Genomic DNA, 16,995 nt, shown 5'->3' with positions numbered 1-16,995 from the left:
CGCCGTCATTGCAAGTGGTCTGTACCAATTAGGGTAGTGCTGTGAGTCGTCGAGCAAAGATCGTCTGTACCCTCGGGCCCGCCACCTCCTCACCGGAGCGCCTACGCGAGCTCATCCAGGCGGGCATGAATGTCGCCCGCTTCAACCTCTCGCATGGCAGCCACGAGTTGCACAAGGAGGTGTTCGACCGGGTCAGAGCCGCTGCCGACGAGCTGGGCTGCGCCGTCGGCGTCCTCGCCGACCTCCAGGGCCCCAAGATCCGCGTCGGGCGTTTCGCCTCCGGCCCCGTACGGCTCGGCTTCGGCGACGTCTTCACGATCACGACTGAGGACGTCCCCGGCGACCGCGACCTCGTGTCCACGACGTACCCGGGCCTGCCGGGCGACGTGAAGCCCGGCGACACGATCCTCGTGGACGACGGCCGGCTGAACCTCGAGGTGACCGCGGTCGAGGGGCCGCGCGTCGTCACCCGTGTCGTCGTCGGCGGCATGATCTCCGACAACAAGGGCCTCAACCTCCCCGGCGTCGCCGTCAGCGCTCCGGCGCTCACGGACAAGGACGAGGAGGACCTGCGCTGGGCGCTGCGCACCGGCTTCGACATGATCGCCCTGTCGTTCGTCCGGTCGCCGGACGACGCCGCGCTCATCCACACGATCATGGAGGAGGAGGGCGTCCGGCTCCCGATCCTCGCCAAGATCGAGAAGCCGCAGGCCGTCGACTGCCTCGAGGAGATCGTGGACGCCTTCGACGGCGTCATGGTCGCCCGCGGCGACCTCGGCGTCGAGCTTCCGCTGGAGCAGGTGCCGATCGTCCAGCGCCGCATCATCGAGCTGTGCCGGGAGAAGGCCCACCCGGTCATCGTGGCCACCCAGATGCTCGACTCGATGATGAGCGCCCCCCGGCCCACCCGCGCCGAGGCGTCCGACGTCGCCTACGCGGTGATGGACGGCGCGGACGCGGTGATGCTGTCCGGCGAGACCTCGGTCGGCACCTACCCGATCGAGTCGGTCTCCACGATGGCCCGCATCGCGGTCGCCGCCGAGGGCACCACGCTGCAGGCCACCCACACGCTGGATCGCCTGCCCGAGACGACCGGCGGCGCCATCGCCCGCGCCGCGGCCGAGGTCGGCGCGATCGTCGGGGCCAAGGCCCTGGTGGCGTTCACGATGTCCGGCGAGACCGCCCGGCGCCTGGCCCGCTACCGCTCGTCGATCCCGCTGCTGGCGTTCACCTCCAACCCGCAGGTGCGCGGCCAGCTCGCGCTGACCTGGGGCGTGGAGACGTTCGAGGTGCCGTTCGTGCATCACACCGACGACATGGTGCGCCAGGTGGAGGCCTCGCTGCTGTCGCTCGGCATCTGCGAGAAGGGTGACAAGGTCGTCGTCGTCGCCGGCTCGCCGCCCGGCAACCACGGCTCCACCAACGCCCTGCGCGTCCACACGATCGGCTCGGCGGTCGCCCACCCGTCGACCTGATCCCGGCGGCCGGTTCCCCCCGGGCCACACGGCCTGGGGCACCCGGCGGCGGGAGAAAACCCCTTGAAGGCGCGGCGCCCTTCGACGGAGCATGGCAGGAGCGAGTCGACCTTTCCTGTCAGATGCCGGAGGAGCGCTGCGCCCATTGATGGACTCCCCTCAGGCACTGGACTCCCCTCAGGCACCCGGGCCCGACGCGGGTGACGACGCTGTCCGCCGGTCGTCGTGGCGCTCGCTGTGGCGGTTGCGGTCCTACCTGCGCCCGTACGTGTCCAGCCTGGTGGTGTCCTGGCTCGCCGCGCTGTTCGGGATCGCCGCGGCCACGGTGATCCCGCTGGTGAGCAAGGAGATCATCGACGGCCCGGTGGCCCACGGTGACCTCGGCGGGCTGGTTCCCCTCGGGCTGCTGGCCCTCGGCCTCGGCGTCGCCGAGGCGGTCCTCACGTTCGTCCGCCGCTGGTCCCAGGCGGGGCCGGTCCTCGGCCTCGAGACCGCGATCCGCGACGACCTCTACCGGCATCTCCAGCGGCTGCCGATGAGCTTCCACGACGGATGGCAGTCCGGCCAGCTGCTGTCCAGGGCGACGACCGACCTGTCGTCGATCCGCCGGTTCCTCGGCTTCGGCGTCCTGTTCCTGATCATGAACATCCTGCAGCTCACCGCGGTCACCGTGGTGCTCCTGCGGATGTACTGGCCGCTCGGCCTGCTCGTCGCCGTCTCCGCCGTCCCGGTCGTGGTGCTGGCGCTGCGCTTCGAACGGCGCTACATCGTCATCTCCCGGCAGGTGCAGGACCAGCAGGGCGACCTCGCCACACTGGTCGAGGAGTCGGCCGTGGGAATCCGCACGGTCAAGGCGTTCGGGCGGCGCGAGCACGTCTTCGCGAACTTCGCCGCCGCCGCCCGCGAGATCCGCCGCACCTCGCTGGCCAAGGTGCGGCTGTCCTCCCGGTTCTTCACCTTCCTCGAAGTCGTGCCGAACGTCACCCTCGCCCTGGTCCTGCTGCTCGGCGCGATCGCGGTCGGCGCCGGCGCGCTGACGCTCGGCACCCTGGTCGCCTTCACCACGCTGGTCCTCCAGCTCGTCTGGCCGGTCGCCTCGCTCGGCTACATCCTCGCCATGGGCCAGGAGGCCATGACCTCGGCCGACCGGGTCGTCGAGGTGCTCGACACGGTGCCCGCGATCAGCGGCGGCCCGGCCGCCATCGAGCGCCCGCGCGGCCACGTACGCTTCGAAGGCGTCGGGTTCCGCTTCCCCGGCGCCGACCGGCCGGTGCTGCGCGACGTGTGGCTGGAGGTGCGGCCGGGGGAGACCCTCGCCCTCGTGGGGGCCACGGGGTCGGGCAAGACGACGCTCACCGCGCTCGTGCCCCGCCTGCTCGACGTCACCTCGGGCCGCGTCACCGTGGACGGGCACGACGTGCGGGACCTGTCGCTGACCTCGCTGCGCTCGGTGGTCGCCACGGCGTTCGAGGAGCCGACGCTGTTTTCGATGAGCGTCCGCGAGAACGTGACGCTCGGCCACGGACACGCCACCGAGGGGGAGATCAGGCAGGCCCTGGAGATCGCGCAGGCGACCTTCGCCTACGACCTGCCGTGGGGGCTCGACACCCGCATCGGAGAGCAGGGGATGTCGCTGTCGGGCGGTCAGCGGCAGCGGCTCGCGCTGGCCAGGGCGGTCATCGGCAGGCCGCGGGTGCTCGTCCTCGACGACACCCTGTCGGCGCTCGACGTGGAGACCGAGGCGCTGGTCGAGGAGGCGCTGCGGCGGGTGCTCGCCGAGGCGACCGGCATCGTCGTGGCGCACCGCGCCTCGACCGTGCTGCTCGCCGACCGGGTGGCGCTGCTGCGCGACGGCACCGTCACCCACGTGGGCCGCCACGGCGACCTGCTGTCGGCCGTGCCGGAGTATCGCGAACTGCTCGCCCAGGACGCCGACCTCGACCCCGAAGGCTCGATGCGATGACTCAAGGGACCGGCAGCGACGCGGGAGGCGACGCGGGAGGCGACGCGGGGAACACGGAAGTGTGGCGCGGCGTCGGCGCCGAGAACCGCGACGAGATCTCCGAGCGCGTCTCCCTGCTGCTGCGCACCCGGTCGCGTCGCCTGCTCGGCGACCTGCTGCGCCCGCACCGCCGGGCGATCGGTGTGCTCACGGCGGTCATCGTGGTGTCCAACGCCGCCGGGCTGGCCCTGCCGTACCTGGTGAAGACGGGCATCGACGACGGCATTCCGCCCATGCTGCGCGGGCAGGGCGCGGGCACGCTGCTCGCGATCGTGGGCGCGGTCGTGGCCGCCACGCTCACCCAGGCGCTCACCCGGCAGGCGTTCCTGCAGATGTCGGGCCGGATCGGCCAGGACATCCTGCTGGAGCTGCGCCGCCGGGTCTTCGGCCACTTCCAGCGCCTGTCGCTGTCGTTCCACGAGAAGTACACCTCCGGGCGGGTCATCTCCCGGCTCACCTCCGACGTGGACGCCATCGCGGAGCTGCTCGACTCCGGTTTCGACGGCCTGGTCACGGCCGTGCTCACGCTCTGCGGCACCGCGGTCATGCTGCTCGTGCTCGACGTGCGCCTCGGCCTGGTGGCGCTGCTGCCGCTGCCGGTCCTGCTGCTGTTCACCCGGTGGTTCCGCCGTCAGTCGAGCGTCACCTACCGCCGTACGCGGGAGGCGGTCGCGCTGGTCATCGTCCACTTCGTGGAGTCGATGACCGGGGTCCGCGCGGTGCAGGCGTTCCGGCGGGAGCCGCGCAACCAGGAGATCTTCGAGCGGCTGAACGCGGACTACCGCGCCGCCAACACGCGGGGCATGCGCCTGGTCGCCGTGTTCATGCCCGGGATCAAGCTGATCGGCAACGTCACCGTCGCCGCCGTCCTGCTGTACGGCGGCCTGCTCGCGCTGCGCGGCACCGTCACGGTCGGCGTGCTCGCCGCCTTCCTGCTCTACCTGCGCCAGTTCTACGAGCCGATGCAGGAGATCAGCCAGTTCTACAACGCCCTGCAGTCGGCGGGGGCGGCGCTGGAGAAGCTGTCGGGCGTGCTGGAGGAGCGGCCCTCGGTGGCCGAGCCCCGCAGCCCGGCGCCGCTGCCGCGCGCCGCCGGGGCGCTGCGCTTCGAGGCCGTCCGGTTCGCCTATTCCGACGGCCCGCCGGTGCTGCCGCTGCTCGATCTGGTGATCCCCGCCGGGCAGACCGTGGCCGTCGTCGGCACCACGGGCGCGGGCAAGACGACGCTGGCCAAGCTCATCGCCCGGTTCCACGACCCGGTCGCCGGGCGGGTGCTCCTCGACGGCGTGGACCTGCGCGACCTGGACGAGGACACCCTGCGCCGCCACGTGGTGATGGTCACCCAGGAGAACTACCTTTTCAGCGGGACGGTCGCGGACAACGTGCGGTTCGGGCGGCCCGGCGCGCCGGATTCGGAGATCGAGCGGGCCGCCGAGGCCATCGGCGCCCACACGTTCGTCTCCGCGCTCCCCGACGGGTACGACACCCAGGTCGGCAAGCGCGGCGGCCGCATGTCGGCGGGGCAGCGGCAGCTCGTCGCGTTCGCCCGGGCGTTCCTCGCCGACCCCGCCGTGCTGATCCTGGACGAGGCCACCTCCAGCCTCGACGTGCCCAGCGAGCGTCTCGTGCAGCGGGCGCTGCGGACGATCCTCGCCGACCGGACCGCACTGATCATCGCTCACCGCCTGTCCACCGTGGAGATCGCCGACCGGGTGCTCGTCATGGAGCACGGCCGGATCGTGGAGGACGGCCCGCCGGAGCGCTTGGTCGCCGGCGCCGGCCGGTTCGCCCGCCTCCACCGCGCCTGGCTCGACAGCCTCGCCTGACGCCCGCCGTCGCGGACTACTCCCGGCGTCCTAGCCCCGGGCGGGCGGGGTGATCCCGGTGGGGTAGCGGCAGATGACTCCGTGGGTGGGACGCCGCCGAACTCCGGCTGGACGACGATAGCCGTTCATGGGAACCCCATTCAGGTATATCCACGGGGCGGCGTTGCTGGCCACCGGCCTGCTCGCGGGCGCGTTCGCGTACGGCGCGGCCAACGTGATCCCCACGTTCGGGGCCGTTCCGCTGGATGTGCGGCTGACCTTCCACACCACGATGATGAAGGTCAACGAGCCGGTCATGCAGAGCGCGATGGCGCTGGCCATCCTCACGACCTTCGGTCTGGCGATCGCCGGCCGCGGCCGGGCGCGCGGGCTGGCGCTCGGCGCCGGTGCGCTGGCGCTGACCTCGCTGCTCGTCACCGTGTTCGGCAACGTCCCGCTGCATGCGCGTTTCCGCGAGTGGGCCGCCGGTCCGGTCCCGGACGGCTACGCCGAGGTCTTCCGGCGGTGGGAGCTGTTCCACGACCTGCGCACCCTGACCGCGCTGGCCGCTTTCATCCTGATCATCACCATCGCCGTCGTCAACCGGCCTTCCAGCCGCTAAGGAGAACACTCATGTTCCGTCGCCGTCCTGGTCACCGTGCCGCCGGACCTCCGGAGCCCGGCGGGGTGGACACCCCAGAACCCGAGGGCATGCTCACGATGAGCGTCGTGTGCGGGGTGGCGCGGTCCGCGCCCGGCGGACCGGCGCGGCGCGTCGAGTCGGTCACCCGGACGGTGACGCCGTGAACCTCACTCTCGTCGGCTCCACCGGCCGCACCGGACGCTACGTCCTGGCCGAGGCGCTGCGCCGCGACCACCGGGTCACCGCCTTCACCCGCAACGCCGCCGCCCTGGAGGCGCGGCCGCATGCCGTCGTCGAAGGCGACGGCCGCGACCTGGACAAGATGCGCACGGCCGTGGAAGGCGCGGACGCGGTGATCTCCATCATCAACGGCGGCGACCGCGACGACCCGCACCGCGCGGCCGAGGCCACCCGCACCATCATCCAGGCCATGACCGATTCCGGGGTCGAGCGGCTGATCGTCACCACCCCCTATCCGATCGTCGCCCGCAAGCCGTTCCTGCTCATCTGGCTGCTGCGCCGCCTGCTGGCCACCCCCTACGCCGACGCTCGCGACCTGGAGCAGGCCGTGAACGCCAGCGACCTGGACTGGACCATCGTCCGGCTGACCCGGCTCACCGACCGGCCCGCCGTAGGGGCGGTCGTGATCCGTCGCGAGCTGCTGGCCAAGCCGCGCGGCCTGACCCGGGCGGACGTGGCGACCGCGCTTCTGGACATCGCCGAGGGGGGCCATCTGAGCGGCGTGGCCGTCAACGTCCACGGTCGCTGAAACCGCTACACGGGGGGTGGGGAGAGGAGGCGTTCCATCGCGGGACGCAGGGGCGGGCCGATCTCCACGGGGCGGCGGGTGTGCCGGTCCACGAAGACGTGCGTGAAGTCGCCCTCGGCGACCAGCGTGTCGCCGGCGAACAGCGCGAGCTCGTAGCGGACGCTGGAGCGGCCGAGGTGTCCGATCCGCAGGCCCACGCTGATCACCTGCGGGAAGGACACCGAGGCCCGGTAGGAGCAGCGCGACTCCACGCACAGCCCGATCACCCGGCCCTCGTGGACGTCCAGCCCGGCCTCCTCGATCAGCCAGGTGTTGATCACGGTGTCCATCAGCGAGTAGTGCACGACGTTGTTGACGTGCCCGTAGACGTCGTTGTCCTTCCACCGGGTGGGCACGTCCCGCCAGTGGGGATACGCCGCCCGGTCGTTGGCGGGACCGCTCACCGTCCGAGGTCCCGGCCGGCGGTCTCGCGCATCTCGCGCCCCCGGTGGAAGCCGGGCACGCCCTCCTCGACCGCGAACGGCGTCACGAACCGCCGGGCGCGGTCGCGGAAGGCCCCGTGGTCCTCGCCGTAGATGGTGCGTCGCATCGATTCTCCAGACGATTGTTCGGCATGGGGATACTAGCGAGTGATCACGGCGCGGACACGGCGGCCGTCGCGCTCAGCCCACCGGCACCGGGTAGTCCTTCGCCAGCTCGGAGACCGCCGCCTCCCTGAAGACCACAGCGCCGCCGAGCGCCGCCTTGTCGGGCTTGAGCACGTACGACGACCGGGAGGCGGGCTTGTCGAAGAACGTGAAGTCCATCGGAGTGCCGAGGTCGCCGCCGAAGCTCGACTGCGAGCGGTGCGCGTTCAGGACGCCCTCCCGGGTGAGGTCCTTGGCCGCGCACGCCTTCTTCATCGCCTCGTCCACGATCATCGCCGCGCTCCAGCCGGTCGGGATGCCGCTGTCGAGCGTCTCGCCGGGATACTTCGCCTGGTAGTCGGCCACCAGCCGCTGCATCCCCGGGTTCCGCGCGCTGACCGGCGTCCCCGCGGACACGTAGTAGAAGTCCTTCAGCAGCGCCGGCCCGGCCGGGGTCGCGAGGAGCTGCGGAGCGTAGGCCGAGTTGCTGCCGACGAACGGCACGTCCATGCCCTTGGCCAGGGACACGCCGACCAGCGAGGCCGTCTGCCGCGGCCCCACCGAGACGAGCACGGCCTTCACCCCGGCCGCCTTGAACGCCGCCACCTGGGCGCTCATGTCCTGGTCGGTCGCCTTGATCTTCTGCTCGACGATCCGCAGGCCGAGCTTGCCCGCGGCGTACTTCGAGCCGTCGAGCGAGCTCTCGCCGTAGTCGCCCTCGAAGTACAGGTGCCCGATCTTGTCGCCGGACCTGATCCCCTTCTCCTTGGTGAGGAACTCAACGGCGTTGATCATGTCCACGTCGTACGTCGTGCCGGTCACCTGGATGGCCCGGCTGCCGAGCAGCGTGGTCGCCCACGCCATCGGGATCGTGAGCAGCTTGTCGCCGTCGATGCGCTGCTTCAGCGCGGTGATCATCGGGGAACCGATGAACTGCACGATCGCCGCGGACTTGGACGCGACCTCGGTGTAGGCGGCCACCGCCTTCTGCGTGTCGTAGCCGTGGTCGCGCACGACCAGCTCGTAGGTGCGGCCGCAGACCCCGCCGCCGGCGTTGACCTGGTCGAAGTAGAGCTGCTGCGCCTGCGTCTGGCTCTTGCCGAACGACGCGTAGGGGCCGGTCAGGTCGGTGAGCGCGCTCACGGTGATCGTGGTGGCGGTGACACCGGGGCCGGTCGTGACCCCGTCGCCGCCGGCCGCCGCGCCGGCGCCTGCGTCACCGCCCGTGGCCTTGCCGCTCGCGCATGAGGCAACGGCCAGGGACAGCAGGGCTAACGCCGCGACGCCGGTACGGGTGCCGATTTTGCCCATCTGAGCTCCTTGGATCGAACGCGGCCGAGCCGCATGGCGAGCCCGGCCAGACCGCCGGGCAGGAACAGCACCACCGCGACGACGGCGGCGCCGTAGAGAATCCGCGCGGCCTCGGCGGGGGAGACCCCGCCGGACCCCGGCTCGGCCACCAGCGGCAGGGCGTCGCTGTAGCGCGTGAGCAGCTGGGGGAGCAGGGAGACGAACGCGGCGCCGACGACCGCGCCTGCGACCGATCCCAGGCCGCCGATCGTGATCATCGCGAGGTAGTCGAGCGACAGCAGCATGCCGAAGTAGTCCGGCACGACCTGCTGGAAGACCAGGGCGACCAGCACCCCGGCGAGCCCGCCGTACATGGACGACAGGACGAACACGCCCGCGCGGTATCGGGCCACCGGGACGCCCATGACCCCCGCGGCGATCTCGTGGTCCCTGATCGTGTTCATCGCCAGGCCGGGACGGCCGCGCAGCACGCCCCTGGCGAACGCCGCCGCGCCCGCGAGCAGCGCGATCCCGAGGAACCACAGCCGTTCGAGCGAGCCGAACGGCACGTTCAGCACCACCAGCTCAGGGGTGTCGGCGAAGACGAGACCGAACAGCTCCATCGGCGGCACCGGCCGTCCGTTGAAGCCGCCGGTCACCGGTTCGGCGTTGAACAGGATGTGCTGGCCGACGAAGATCAGGGCGAGCGTGGCGATGCCCAGGTAGGCGCCCTTGAGGCGGCCCGCGATCGGGCTGAACAGACCGCCGGACACCCCCGCGACGATCACCGCCGCCACGGCCGCGAGCGGCGTCGGCAGCCCCAGGTCGGACGACAGGAAGACGTAGGAGTACGCCCCGACCGCGAGGAAGAAGGCATGCCCGAGGGACAGCTGCCCGGTCGCCCCGGTCAGCAGGTTGATCCCGATCGCGCCGATCGCCGCCGACATCGCGAACAGCCCCGCTTGCAGCCAGAACCCCTCCAGGTAGAAGGGCACGGCGACGGCCGCCGCGAGCACCGCGACGTACAGCGCGGCCCGCAGGGTCCGCGCTACGGCTGTGGGCGTGGGCTCAGACACGGGCCGGCTCCTTCGTGCCGAACAGCCCGGAGGGCCGCAGCAGCAGGATCACGATCATCACGAGGAACGGCGCCGCGTCGCCGATGCCGCGGCCCAGGAAGGCGAGCTCGCTCTGGTAGCCGCTCATCAGCGTCTCGGTGACGCCCACGATCAGCCCGCCGGCCAGCGCGCCCGTGGTCGAGTCGAGCCCGCCGAGGATGGCGGCGGGGAACGCCTTCATCGCCGCCGCCGCCGTCCCCCTGTCCAGGCCCGGCGTCGGGAAGACGCACAGGAACATCGCCGCGACCGCGGCCAGCGCCCCGGCGACGGCCCACGCGCTGAGCGAGACCCGGCCGAGCCGCACGCCCATCAGCGCGGCGGTCTCCGCGTCCTCGGCCGTGGCGCGCATCGCCACACCCCAGCCGGTGAACTTGAACGCGAGCAGGAACGCCACGATCAGCGCGGCGGCGACCGCGAGGGCCACGACGCGGGTCTCGGCGACCGTGACCGGGCCGATACGCAGCACCCGGTCGCCCCAGGGGTCGCCGAGGGCGAGCACCTCGGTGCCGATCCGGCGGGTGAGCTCGGTGGTGAGCAGGATGTCCACGCCGATCGTGACGATGGCCAGCACGCCGCGCGAGCCGACGTGCGCCCGGCGCAGGATCAGGAACTCCACCAGCGCGCCGACCAGCGCCGCCGCCGCGATCCCGGCCGCCACCGCCGCCCAGAACCCGATCAGCGGGTGCAGCCGGGCGATCGCGTAGCCGCCGGCCAGCAGCAGCGACGCGTGGGTGAAGTTGACCACCTCGGTCGCCTTGAAGATCACCACGAAGCCGAGCGCGATCAGCGCGTACACGGCCCCGACCGAGATCCCGTTGACGAGCAACTCCAGGAAGACCGCCATCACGCCTGCCCCCGCCCGGCGGAGGGCCCACCGGAGTCGCCCTCTCCGTAGTCGCCCAGATAGGCGCGGATCACCTCGGGGTCGCGCTGGACCACCTCGGGCGGCCCGTCCGCGATCCGCCTGCCGAAGTCGAGCACGGTCACCGCGTCGGCGATCCGCATGACCACGCCCATGTCGTGCTCGACCAGCAGGATCGAGATGCCGAGGCTCTCGCGCACCGACCCGATGAGGCCGGCCATCTCCCGCCGCTCGCCGCCGTTCATCCCCGCCACCGGCTCGTCCAGCAGGAGCAGCCGCGGCTCCATGCACAGCGCCCGGGCCAGCTCCACCCGCTTCTGCACGCCGTACGGCAGCAGCCCCACCGCGATGGTCAGCGCGTCGCCGACGCCGGCGAACTCGGCGATCTCCGCCACGCGCGCGCCGTGCCGTACGGCCTCGCGCCTGGCCGAGGGCAGCCGCAGGCCGGCCGAGACGAAGCCGGCACGGGTCAGGCGGTGCCGGCCGAGCATGAGGTTGTCGCGGACCGTCAGGTGCGGCGACAGGGCGATGTTCTGGAACGTCCGCGCCACGCCCAGCGCCGCCACCCGGTGCGGGCGCAGCGAGGTCAGCTCGGCGCCGCCGAAGCGGACGCTGCCGGAGGTGGCGCGGTAGACGCCCGACAGCACGTTGAAGCAGGTGGACTTGCCCGCGCCGTTCGGGCCGATCAGCGCGTGCACGCTGCCGGGGGCCACGGTGAAGCTCACCGCGTCGAGCGCGGTGAGCCCGGCGAAGCGGACCGTCACCTCGCTGACCACGAGTTCCGGCGGGCCGTCGCCGCCGGCCGAACCGACCGGTTGGTTTCTCCTGGGCGCGCGCGGACGCCTCGACGGGTGTGCGTGCGGTTCGCCGCGGCGGAGGGTCATGCCGTCCATTTCGCCAACCTGGTCCTCTCGGGCCTCTCGTGAGCTGGGCCGGGGTCGGTACCGACCGGTCGGTCTGTTTCGGGCATGCCGACGCCGAGGTAACGGCGGCGCACCTCGTCGCTGGCCGCGAGGTCCGCCGCCGGTCCCGACAGCGTCACCTCGCCCACCTCAAGCACGTACGCCCGCTCGGCCAGCGCGAGCGCCATCGCGGCGTTCTGCTCCACGAGCAGCACCGACGTCCCCTGGGCGTTGATCTGGCGCACGGTGTCGGCGATCCGGGCCGCCATCAGCGGCGCGAGCCCGAGCGTGGGCTCGTCGAGCAGCAGCAGCGAGGGCCCGGCCATGAGCGCCCGGCCGATCGCCAGCATCTGCTGCTCGCCGCCGGACAGCAGTCCCGCCCGCTGGTGGGCCCGCTCGGCCAGCATCGGGAAGAGCTCCAGCACCCGCTCACGGGCCGCCGCGGCGCGCCTGCCCGGCACGCTCAGCGCTCCGGCGCGGAGGTTCTCGGCCACCGTCATCCGGGCGAACACCCGCCGTCCCTCCGGCACCTGGACCACGCCGCGTCGTACGACGGCCGCGGCCGGCACTCCGTCGAGGCGGGATCCGCCGAAGGCGACCGTTCCCGACGTGATCGCGCCCCGGTGGAACCGCAGTGTCCCCGACACGGCGCGCAGCAGCGTCGTCTTGCCCGCGCCGTTCGCGCCGAGCACCGCCGCCACCGCGCCCCGGGGCACGGCCAGGTGGACGCCCCGCAGGGCGCGCACGGGTCCGTACCGCACCTCCAGGCCCCTGATGTCGAGGCCCTCACTCCTCTGATCCACAGTCCCGGGAGCCGCGATCCCCGGGTCGACGGTCCCCGGAGCCGCGGTCCCCGGCCCCACCGTCTCCGGGCCGCCGATCCCCGGACCCGCCTCACCAGACATCCGCGCCTCCTGTGACTTCGATGAAGGCACACCCAACCCACCGTGGTCGAGGGGCGTCCAGCGCCGGGAGTCAAGTCGGGACCCCAGCCCATGCCCGCCGGCGGTGCCCTGTGCTCCAGCACAATCCCGCATCACGAAACGAAAACCGAACCTTGTTCCGGACGCCGCCGGCTGGCACATTCGGGACATGAGGTCCAGGACGGAATGCGAAGTCCGGGAACTGCTGCGGACCTCCGCCGCAGGCCTGCTGGAACGGCTCCCCGAGCTCGCCGACGAGCTGGTGAGGCGCGGCAGGGAAAGCGACGAGGCCTACCGCATGACGGTCCCCTTCGAGGACCACTGGAAGAGCACGCACGAGGGGCTGCGCATCGGCATCACCGCGATCCTGCAGCCGCGGCACGAGCGGCGCGACGTCGCGTACGCCCAGACGGTCGGGCGCAGGCGGGCCGAGTTCGGGCTCCCGCTGGACTCGCTCATGCGCAGCTACCGCCTGGCCGCGCAGGTCACCTGGAACGGCGTCATCGACATCATCGGCGACCAGGGTCAGGAGCGGCTGCCCGCCCTGCTGCGCAGCGCCACCCACGTGTGGCACGCCATCGACCGCCAGGCCGTGGCGGCGGCCGACGCCTACCGCCGCCGGGAGAACGAGCTGCTCGGCCGGACCAACCAGCGCGTCAACGCCATGCTCGACGCCCTCCTGGAGGGGCGCGCCGACTCCGCCGTGGCCGGGGTGGCCGCCGACGCCCTCGGCCTGCCGGAGCACGGTCGCTATGCGGTCGTCACAACGCGGCTGCCCGCGCAGCCCGACCGCGTGCACCGCCCCGACGAGATCGGCGGGCTGCGCTTCCTGTGGCGCATGCGCCCGGACCTGGAGATGGCGGTGGTGCACCTCGGCGACCGGGAGCTGGACGACCTGGTCGCCGCGCTCACCCCGGTCGTCTGCGCGAGCGCCGGCGTCAGCCCGGTGGTGGACAGCCTCGCCGGCCTCGGCACGGCCCGCCGCCTGGCGGAGGTGGCCATGCGCACCTGTTCGGGGACCGCGCCGGAGATCGCGCGGCTCGACCGGCGGCTGCCCGCGGCCCTGGTGGTCTGCCAGCCGGAGCTGGCCGGGCGCCTCGCGGACGGCGTTCTCGGCCCGGTCATCGCCTCACCCGACGGCGGTGTGCTGCTCGCGACGCTGGAGGCGTGGCTGCGCTGCGAGGGGTCCGCGGCCCGGGCGGCGGCGGAGCTCTACTGCCACCGCAACACCGTCTTCAACCGGGTGCGCCGCATCGAGCAGCTCACCGGCCGGTCGCCGGCCCGTCCCCTGGACGTCGTCGAGCTCTCCCTCGCCCTCGACGCCGTCCGTCTCCTCCCCGACACCTGATCTCGCGCACACTCAGGGTGATATGTCGGTTACATGTATCGTCTGGCCCGCTGTGGCTCTCTTGGCGTTCGGGGCCGGTCGAGTCGAGCGAGGCCTGCGAGCGCGGTGGAGGAGATCGACGGACGAGCCGCTGCTCTGGCCTCACTTCCGTGGCCCCAGCGGGGCCCGGCGGTCACAGTACGTCACCGCATGTCACCGTATGCCGCTGGCGTGTAACCACGCCCCCTCGTCGTCCTGACGGCTTCTCAGGGGGCCACTTTTGGCGCAAGTGCCCCGAGTGGGATTCGAACCCACACTGAATGGATTTTGAGGCCATCGACTCTGCCGATTGGTCTATCGGGGCTATTTCCGGATTTGTCCGGTTTCGGCAATGGATACCATACAGCAATCGATCTTGCTTCGAGATCGCTTAGGGCGTCCCCTGCCGTGGTCCTAATGTAGCGGACGTCGGTAACCTCTTGTGCGTGAGTACGCAGCGGCGAGTGGTGATCGCGGAAGACGAGGCGTTGATTCGCCTCGACCTGAAGGAGATGCTCGAGGAGGACGGTTACGCCGTGGTCGGCGAGGCCGGCGATGGTGAGACGGCGGTCAAACTCGCCATGGAGCTCCGGCCCGACCTGGTGATCCTGGATGTCAAGATGCCGGTGCTCGACGGGATCTCCGCGGCCGAGCGGATCGTCTCCGAACGCATCGCGCCGTGCCTCATCCTCACCGCGTTCTCGCAACGCGACCTGGTCGAGCGGGCCAGGGACGCGGGCGCGATGGCCTACCTGGTCAAGCCGTTCACCAAGGGCGACCTGGTTCCGGCCATCGAGATGGCGGTCAGCCGGCACGAGGAGATCGCCGCGCTGGAGAAGGAGGTCTCCACGCTGTCGGAGCGGCTGGAGACCAGGAAGCTCGTGGAGCGCGCGAAAGGCCTGCTCATGGCCCAGCACGGGTGGACGGAGCCGCAGGCCTTCCGGTGGATTCAGAAGGCGTCCATGGACCGGCGCATGAGCATGCGCCAGGTGGCCCAGATCGTGGTGAACGAGAACGGCGGCGAGGCCCAGCCGCCCGCCTGACCGCCCCCCTGCTGATCGCGGGGGAGAAGACTCCTGGTCAGGGGCCGTCCCGCTAAGTTGAGGAGTTATTACGACTCCGCATCCAAGTGCGGACAGTTCTGATGCATCCCTGGTCGGGCCATGCCCGGCCTATGTACCTTTCAGCCATTCGATCGGGACCAGTCGGCAGCGCTGACGATTCCCGGGCCTGGATGAAGGAGATGCTTCATGATCCGCATTGCCCCCCTCGGACGGGCGCTGGCCGTCGCCGCGGCCGCCAGCCTCGCGCTGACGGCCTGTGGCGGTGGTGAGGACAGTGCCGCGCCGGCTTCCTCGGCGCCGGCGGCCGAGTCCTCTGCTCCCGCTGCCGCCACCGCCCAGGGCGATGGCGTTCTCACCGTCGGCACGTTGCTGCCGCAGACCGGTTCGCTCGCCTTCCTCGGTCCGCCGGAGTTCGCGGGTGTCGGGCTGGCGGTGAAGGAGATCAATGACGCCGGCGGCGTCCTCGGCAAGCCGGTGGTTCAGATCGACACCGACTCGGGTGACACGTCGACCAACATTGCGTCCCAGTCTGTCGACAAGTTGCTGCAGCAGAAGGCCGACGTGGTCATCGGTGCCGCCTCGTCCTCGGTGTCGCTGTCGGTGATCGACAAGATCACGGGCGCCGGTGTTGTCCAGATCTCGCCGGCGAACACCTCCGACCAGTTCACCACCTACAACGACAAGGGCCTGTACTTCCGTACGGCTCCGCCGGACGTGCTGCAGGGCCGTGTCCTGGGCGACCTCATCCTCGCCGACGGCAACGACACGGTCGGCATCCTGGCCCTCCAGGACGCGTACGGCACCGGCCTCGCGGACAACGTGCAGAAGGCGGTCGAGGGCGGCGGCGGCCAGGTCGTGGAGAAGGTCATCTACGACCCGAAGGCGGCCGACTACTCGGCGGACGTCGCCAAGATCAAGGAAGCCAACCCGAAGGCCGTCGCGCTGATCGGCTTCGACGAGACCAAGAAGATCATTCCTGAGCTCGTCAAGCAGGGCCTGACCGCCAAGAAGGTGAAGTACTACTTCGTCGACGGCAACCTGTCCAACTACGGCACGGGCAAGGACGGCTTCCCCAAGGGCACGCTCGACGGCGCCAAGGGCACCCAGCCGGGCGCCCAGGTCTCCGACGACTTCAAGGCCAAGCTGGGGACGATCGACCCGAACCTGAAGGACTACAACTACGGTCCCGAGTCGTACGACGCGACCATCCTGACCGCGCTCGCGGCGATCGCGGCCAAGAGCGACGCGCCCAAGGACATCGCGGCCCATCTGTCGGAGGTCTCCACGGGCGGGGAGAAGTGCAAGGACTTCAAGTCCTGCAACGACCTGCTGACGGCGGGCAAGGACATCGACTTCGACGGCGCCTCGGGCCCGATCGAGTTCAACGAGGCCGGTGACCCGGCCGAGGCGACGATCGGCATCTACGAGTACGGCGCCGACAACACCAACAAGAACGTCGCCTTCAACACCGGCAAGATCGCCGGCTGATCGCGAGCACGAAGGGCCCGCTCCCATGGAGCGGGCCCTTCCGCGTCCCCGGGACCTTCCGCCGCCGTGGAGGGACGTCCCGGGCGTACTCACCGCGCCGGGCCGGGAACGGCCGCGTACGTCCCCCGGGCGGGTCAGGAACGGCCGCAGGCGCTGAGGACGGCGGCGGACGCCTTGCGATACCGGCGCAGCAGGTCCGTGCGCCGGGAGCCGGCCGTGTCGGCCCGGGACAGGGTCTCGGCGAGGCCGTCGACGGTCGCGACGGGGGCCGAGGCCGGCAGGTGGGGGCCGTACATCGCCAGCGCGCCGCGCAGATAGCCGAAACGGCCGCGTACGTCCCCGTCCCAGTGCTGGGCCTCCTCCTGCCCGGCGGGCAGCAGTGACAGCCCCAGGTAGCCGATGGCGGACACCACGCGGGCGCAGGGGTCGTCTCCGGCCTTCGCGCCGGTGACGTAGACCGCACCGCTGGTGGTTCCGGACGCGGTGGTTCCGGACGCGGTGGTTCCGGACGCGGTGGTTCCGGACGACACGGCGGGCGGCGAGGCTGAGGGCCGCGGGGACGGCGACTGGCAGGCGGACAGGCCCACCGCGAGCGCCGAGACGACCAGTGCCGTGCGGAGGGGGGTTCGGGTCATACGGCTCATTGTCAGCCCGGCGGTTGCCGA

17 protein-coding genes and 1 tRNA gene are annotated in these 16,995 nt (G+C 71.6%); 9 read left to right on the top strand and 9 right to left on the bottom strand.

What is annotated here, in order from left to right:
* Positions 1-41: 41 nt before the first annotated feature.
* From pyk to ACGFIB_RS01180, 6 genes are all read left to right on the top strand, one after another.
* Entirely contained in the window at positions 42-1,475 is a 1,434-nt protein-coding gene (gene pyk, locus ACGFIB_RS01205) for a pyruvate kinase (protein ID WP_357240270.1), read from the top strand.
* Between the two features lie 148 nt (positions 1,476-1,623).
* Complete coding sequence (locus ACGFIB_RS01200) at positions 1,624-3,438, top strand: ABC transporter ATP-binding protein (RefSeq protein WP_142568722.1); 1,815 nt, start codon at positions 1,624-1,626, stop codon at positions 3,436-3,438.
* Entirely contained in the window at positions 3,435-5,303 is a 1,869-nt protein-coding gene (locus ACGFIB_RS01195) for an ABC transporter ATP-binding protein (RefSeq protein WP_393367706.1), read from the top strand. Before ACGFIB_RS01200 ends, ACGFIB_RS01195 begins: the two co-directional genes overlap by 4 nt.
* Before the next feature lie 127 nt (positions 5,304-5,430).
* Positions 5,431-5,904, top strand: coding sequence for an anthrone oxygenase family protein (locus ACGFIB_RS01190; protein ID WP_142568726.1), 474 nt, complete (start codon positions 5,431-5,433; stop codon positions 5,902-5,904).
* A gap of 11 nt (positions 5,905-5,915) precedes the next feature.
* On the top strand, positions 5,916-6,089 hold the full coding sequence (locus ACGFIB_RS01185; protein ID WP_393367703.1) for a hypothetical protein: 174 nt from the start codon (positions 5,916-5,918) through the stop codon (positions 6,087-6,089).
* Positions 6,086-6,694, top strand: coding sequence for an NAD(P)-dependent oxidoreductase (locus ACGFIB_RS01180; protein WP_167748140.1), 609 nt, complete (start codon positions 6,086-6,088; stop codon positions 6,692-6,694). The genes ACGFIB_RS01185 and ACGFIB_RS01180 overlap by 4 nt, the downstream gene beginning before the upstream one ends.
* 5 nt (positions 6,695-6,699) lie before the next feature.
* Here the strand turns inward: ACGFIB_RS01180 and ACGFIB_RS01175 are convergent, their stop codons facing one another.
* From ACGFIB_RS01175 to ACGFIB_RS01145, 7 genes are all read right to left on the bottom strand, one after another.
* Positions 6,700-7,137 carry an acyl-CoA thioesterase gene (locus ACGFIB_RS01175; RefSeq protein WP_357258049.1) on the bottom strand — a complete coding sequence of 146 codons (438 nt, stop codon included), beginning with the start codon at positions 7,135-7,137 and terminating at the stop codon, positions 6,700-6,702.
* Positions 7,134-7,283, bottom strand: coding sequence for a hypothetical protein (locus tag ACGFIB_RS01170; RefSeq protein ID WP_357240281.1), 150 nt, complete (start codon positions 7,281-7,283; stop codon positions 7,134-7,136). Before ACGFIB_RS01170 ends, ACGFIB_RS01175 begins: the two co-directional genes overlap by 4 nt.
* Before the next feature lie 73 nt (positions 7,284-7,356).
* The gene (locus ACGFIB_RS01165; protein ID WP_393367700.1) at positions 7,357-8,631 is read right to left on the bottom strand and encodes an ABC transporter substrate-binding protein; all 1,275 of its coding nucleotides are present in this window, start codon (positions 8,629-8,631) and stop codon (positions 7,357-7,359) included.
* Positions 8,592-9,686, bottom strand: coding sequence for a branched-chain amino acid ABC transporter permease (locus ACGFIB_RS01160; protein ID WP_393367698.1), 1,095 nt, complete (start codon positions 9,684-9,686; stop codon positions 8,592-8,594). The genes ACGFIB_RS01165 and ACGFIB_RS01160 overlap by 40 nt, the downstream gene beginning before the upstream one ends.
* Positions 9,679-10,569: a branched-chain amino acid ABC transporter permease gene (locus ACGFIB_RS01155; protein ID WP_357240290.1), complete on the bottom strand. Its 891-nt coding sequence runs from the start codon at positions 10,567-10,569 to the stop codon at positions 9,679-9,681. Before ACGFIB_RS01155 ends, ACGFIB_RS01160 begins: the two co-directional genes overlap by 8 nt.
* Positions 10,569-11,480, bottom strand: coding sequence for an ABC transporter ATP-binding protein (locus ACGFIB_RS01150; protein ID WP_393367695.1), 912 nt, complete (start codon positions 11,478-11,480; stop codon positions 10,569-10,571). Before ACGFIB_RS01150 ends, ACGFIB_RS01155 begins: the two co-directional genes overlap by 1 nt.
* Positions 11,468-12,394: an ABC transporter ATP-binding protein gene (locus ACGFIB_RS01145; protein ID WP_393367693.1), complete on the bottom strand. Its 927-nt coding sequence runs from the start codon at positions 12,392-12,394 to the stop codon at positions 11,468-11,470. The genes ACGFIB_RS01150 and ACGFIB_RS01145 overlap by 13 nt, the downstream gene beginning before the upstream one ends.
* 187 nt (positions 12,395-12,581) lie before the next feature.
* On the opposite strand from ACGFIB_RS01145, the gene ACGFIB_RS01140 reads away from it, so the two are divergent.
* Complete coding sequence (locus ACGFIB_RS01140; protein WP_357240299.1) at positions 12,582-13,760, top strand: PucR family transcriptional regulator; 1,179 nt, start codon at positions 12,582-12,584, stop codon at positions 13,758-13,760.
* Positions 13,761-14,029: 269 nt separating this feature from the next.
* On the opposite strand, the gene ACGFIB_RS01135 is transcribed toward ACGFIB_RS01140, so the two are convergent.
* A tRNA-Leu gene (locus ACGFIB_RS01135) sits at positions 14,030-14,103 on the bottom strand.
* Positions 14,104-14,242: 139 nt separating this feature from the next.
* Between ACGFIB_RS01135 and ACGFIB_RS01130 the strand changes: the two genes are divergently transcribed.
* The gene (locus tag ACGFIB_RS01130; RefSeq protein WP_142568973.1) at positions 14,243-14,821 is read left to right on the top strand and encodes an ANTAR domain-containing response regulator; all 579 of its coding nucleotides are present in this window, start codon (positions 14,243-14,245) and stop codon (positions 14,819-14,821) included.
* 207 nt (positions 14,822-15,028) lie between these two features.
* Positions 15,029-16,330, top strand: a complete 1,302-nt coding sequence (locus ACGFIB_RS01125) for an ABC transporter substrate-binding protein (protein WP_357022183.1) — start codon at positions 15,029-15,031, stop codon at positions 16,328-16,330.
* Positions 16,331-16,464: 134 nt separating this feature from the next.
* On the opposite strand, the gene ACGFIB_RS01120 is transcribed toward ACGFIB_RS01125, so the two are convergent.
* Positions 16,465-16,965: a hypothetical protein gene (locus tag ACGFIB_RS01120; protein WP_393367690.1), complete on the bottom strand. Its 501-nt coding sequence runs from the start codon at positions 16,963-16,965 to the stop codon at positions 16,465-16,467.
* Positions 16,966-16,995 lie beyond the last annotated feature (30 nt).

The organism is Microbispora bryophytorum (genome assembly GCF_043197435.1).
Classification (GTDB): Bacteria; Actinomycetota; Actinomycetes; order Streptosporangiales; family Streptosporangiaceae; genus Microbispora; species Microbispora bryophytorum.
Note: the sequence above shows the minus strand (reverse complement) of the source record. Positions and strands in the feature narration are given on the sequence as shown.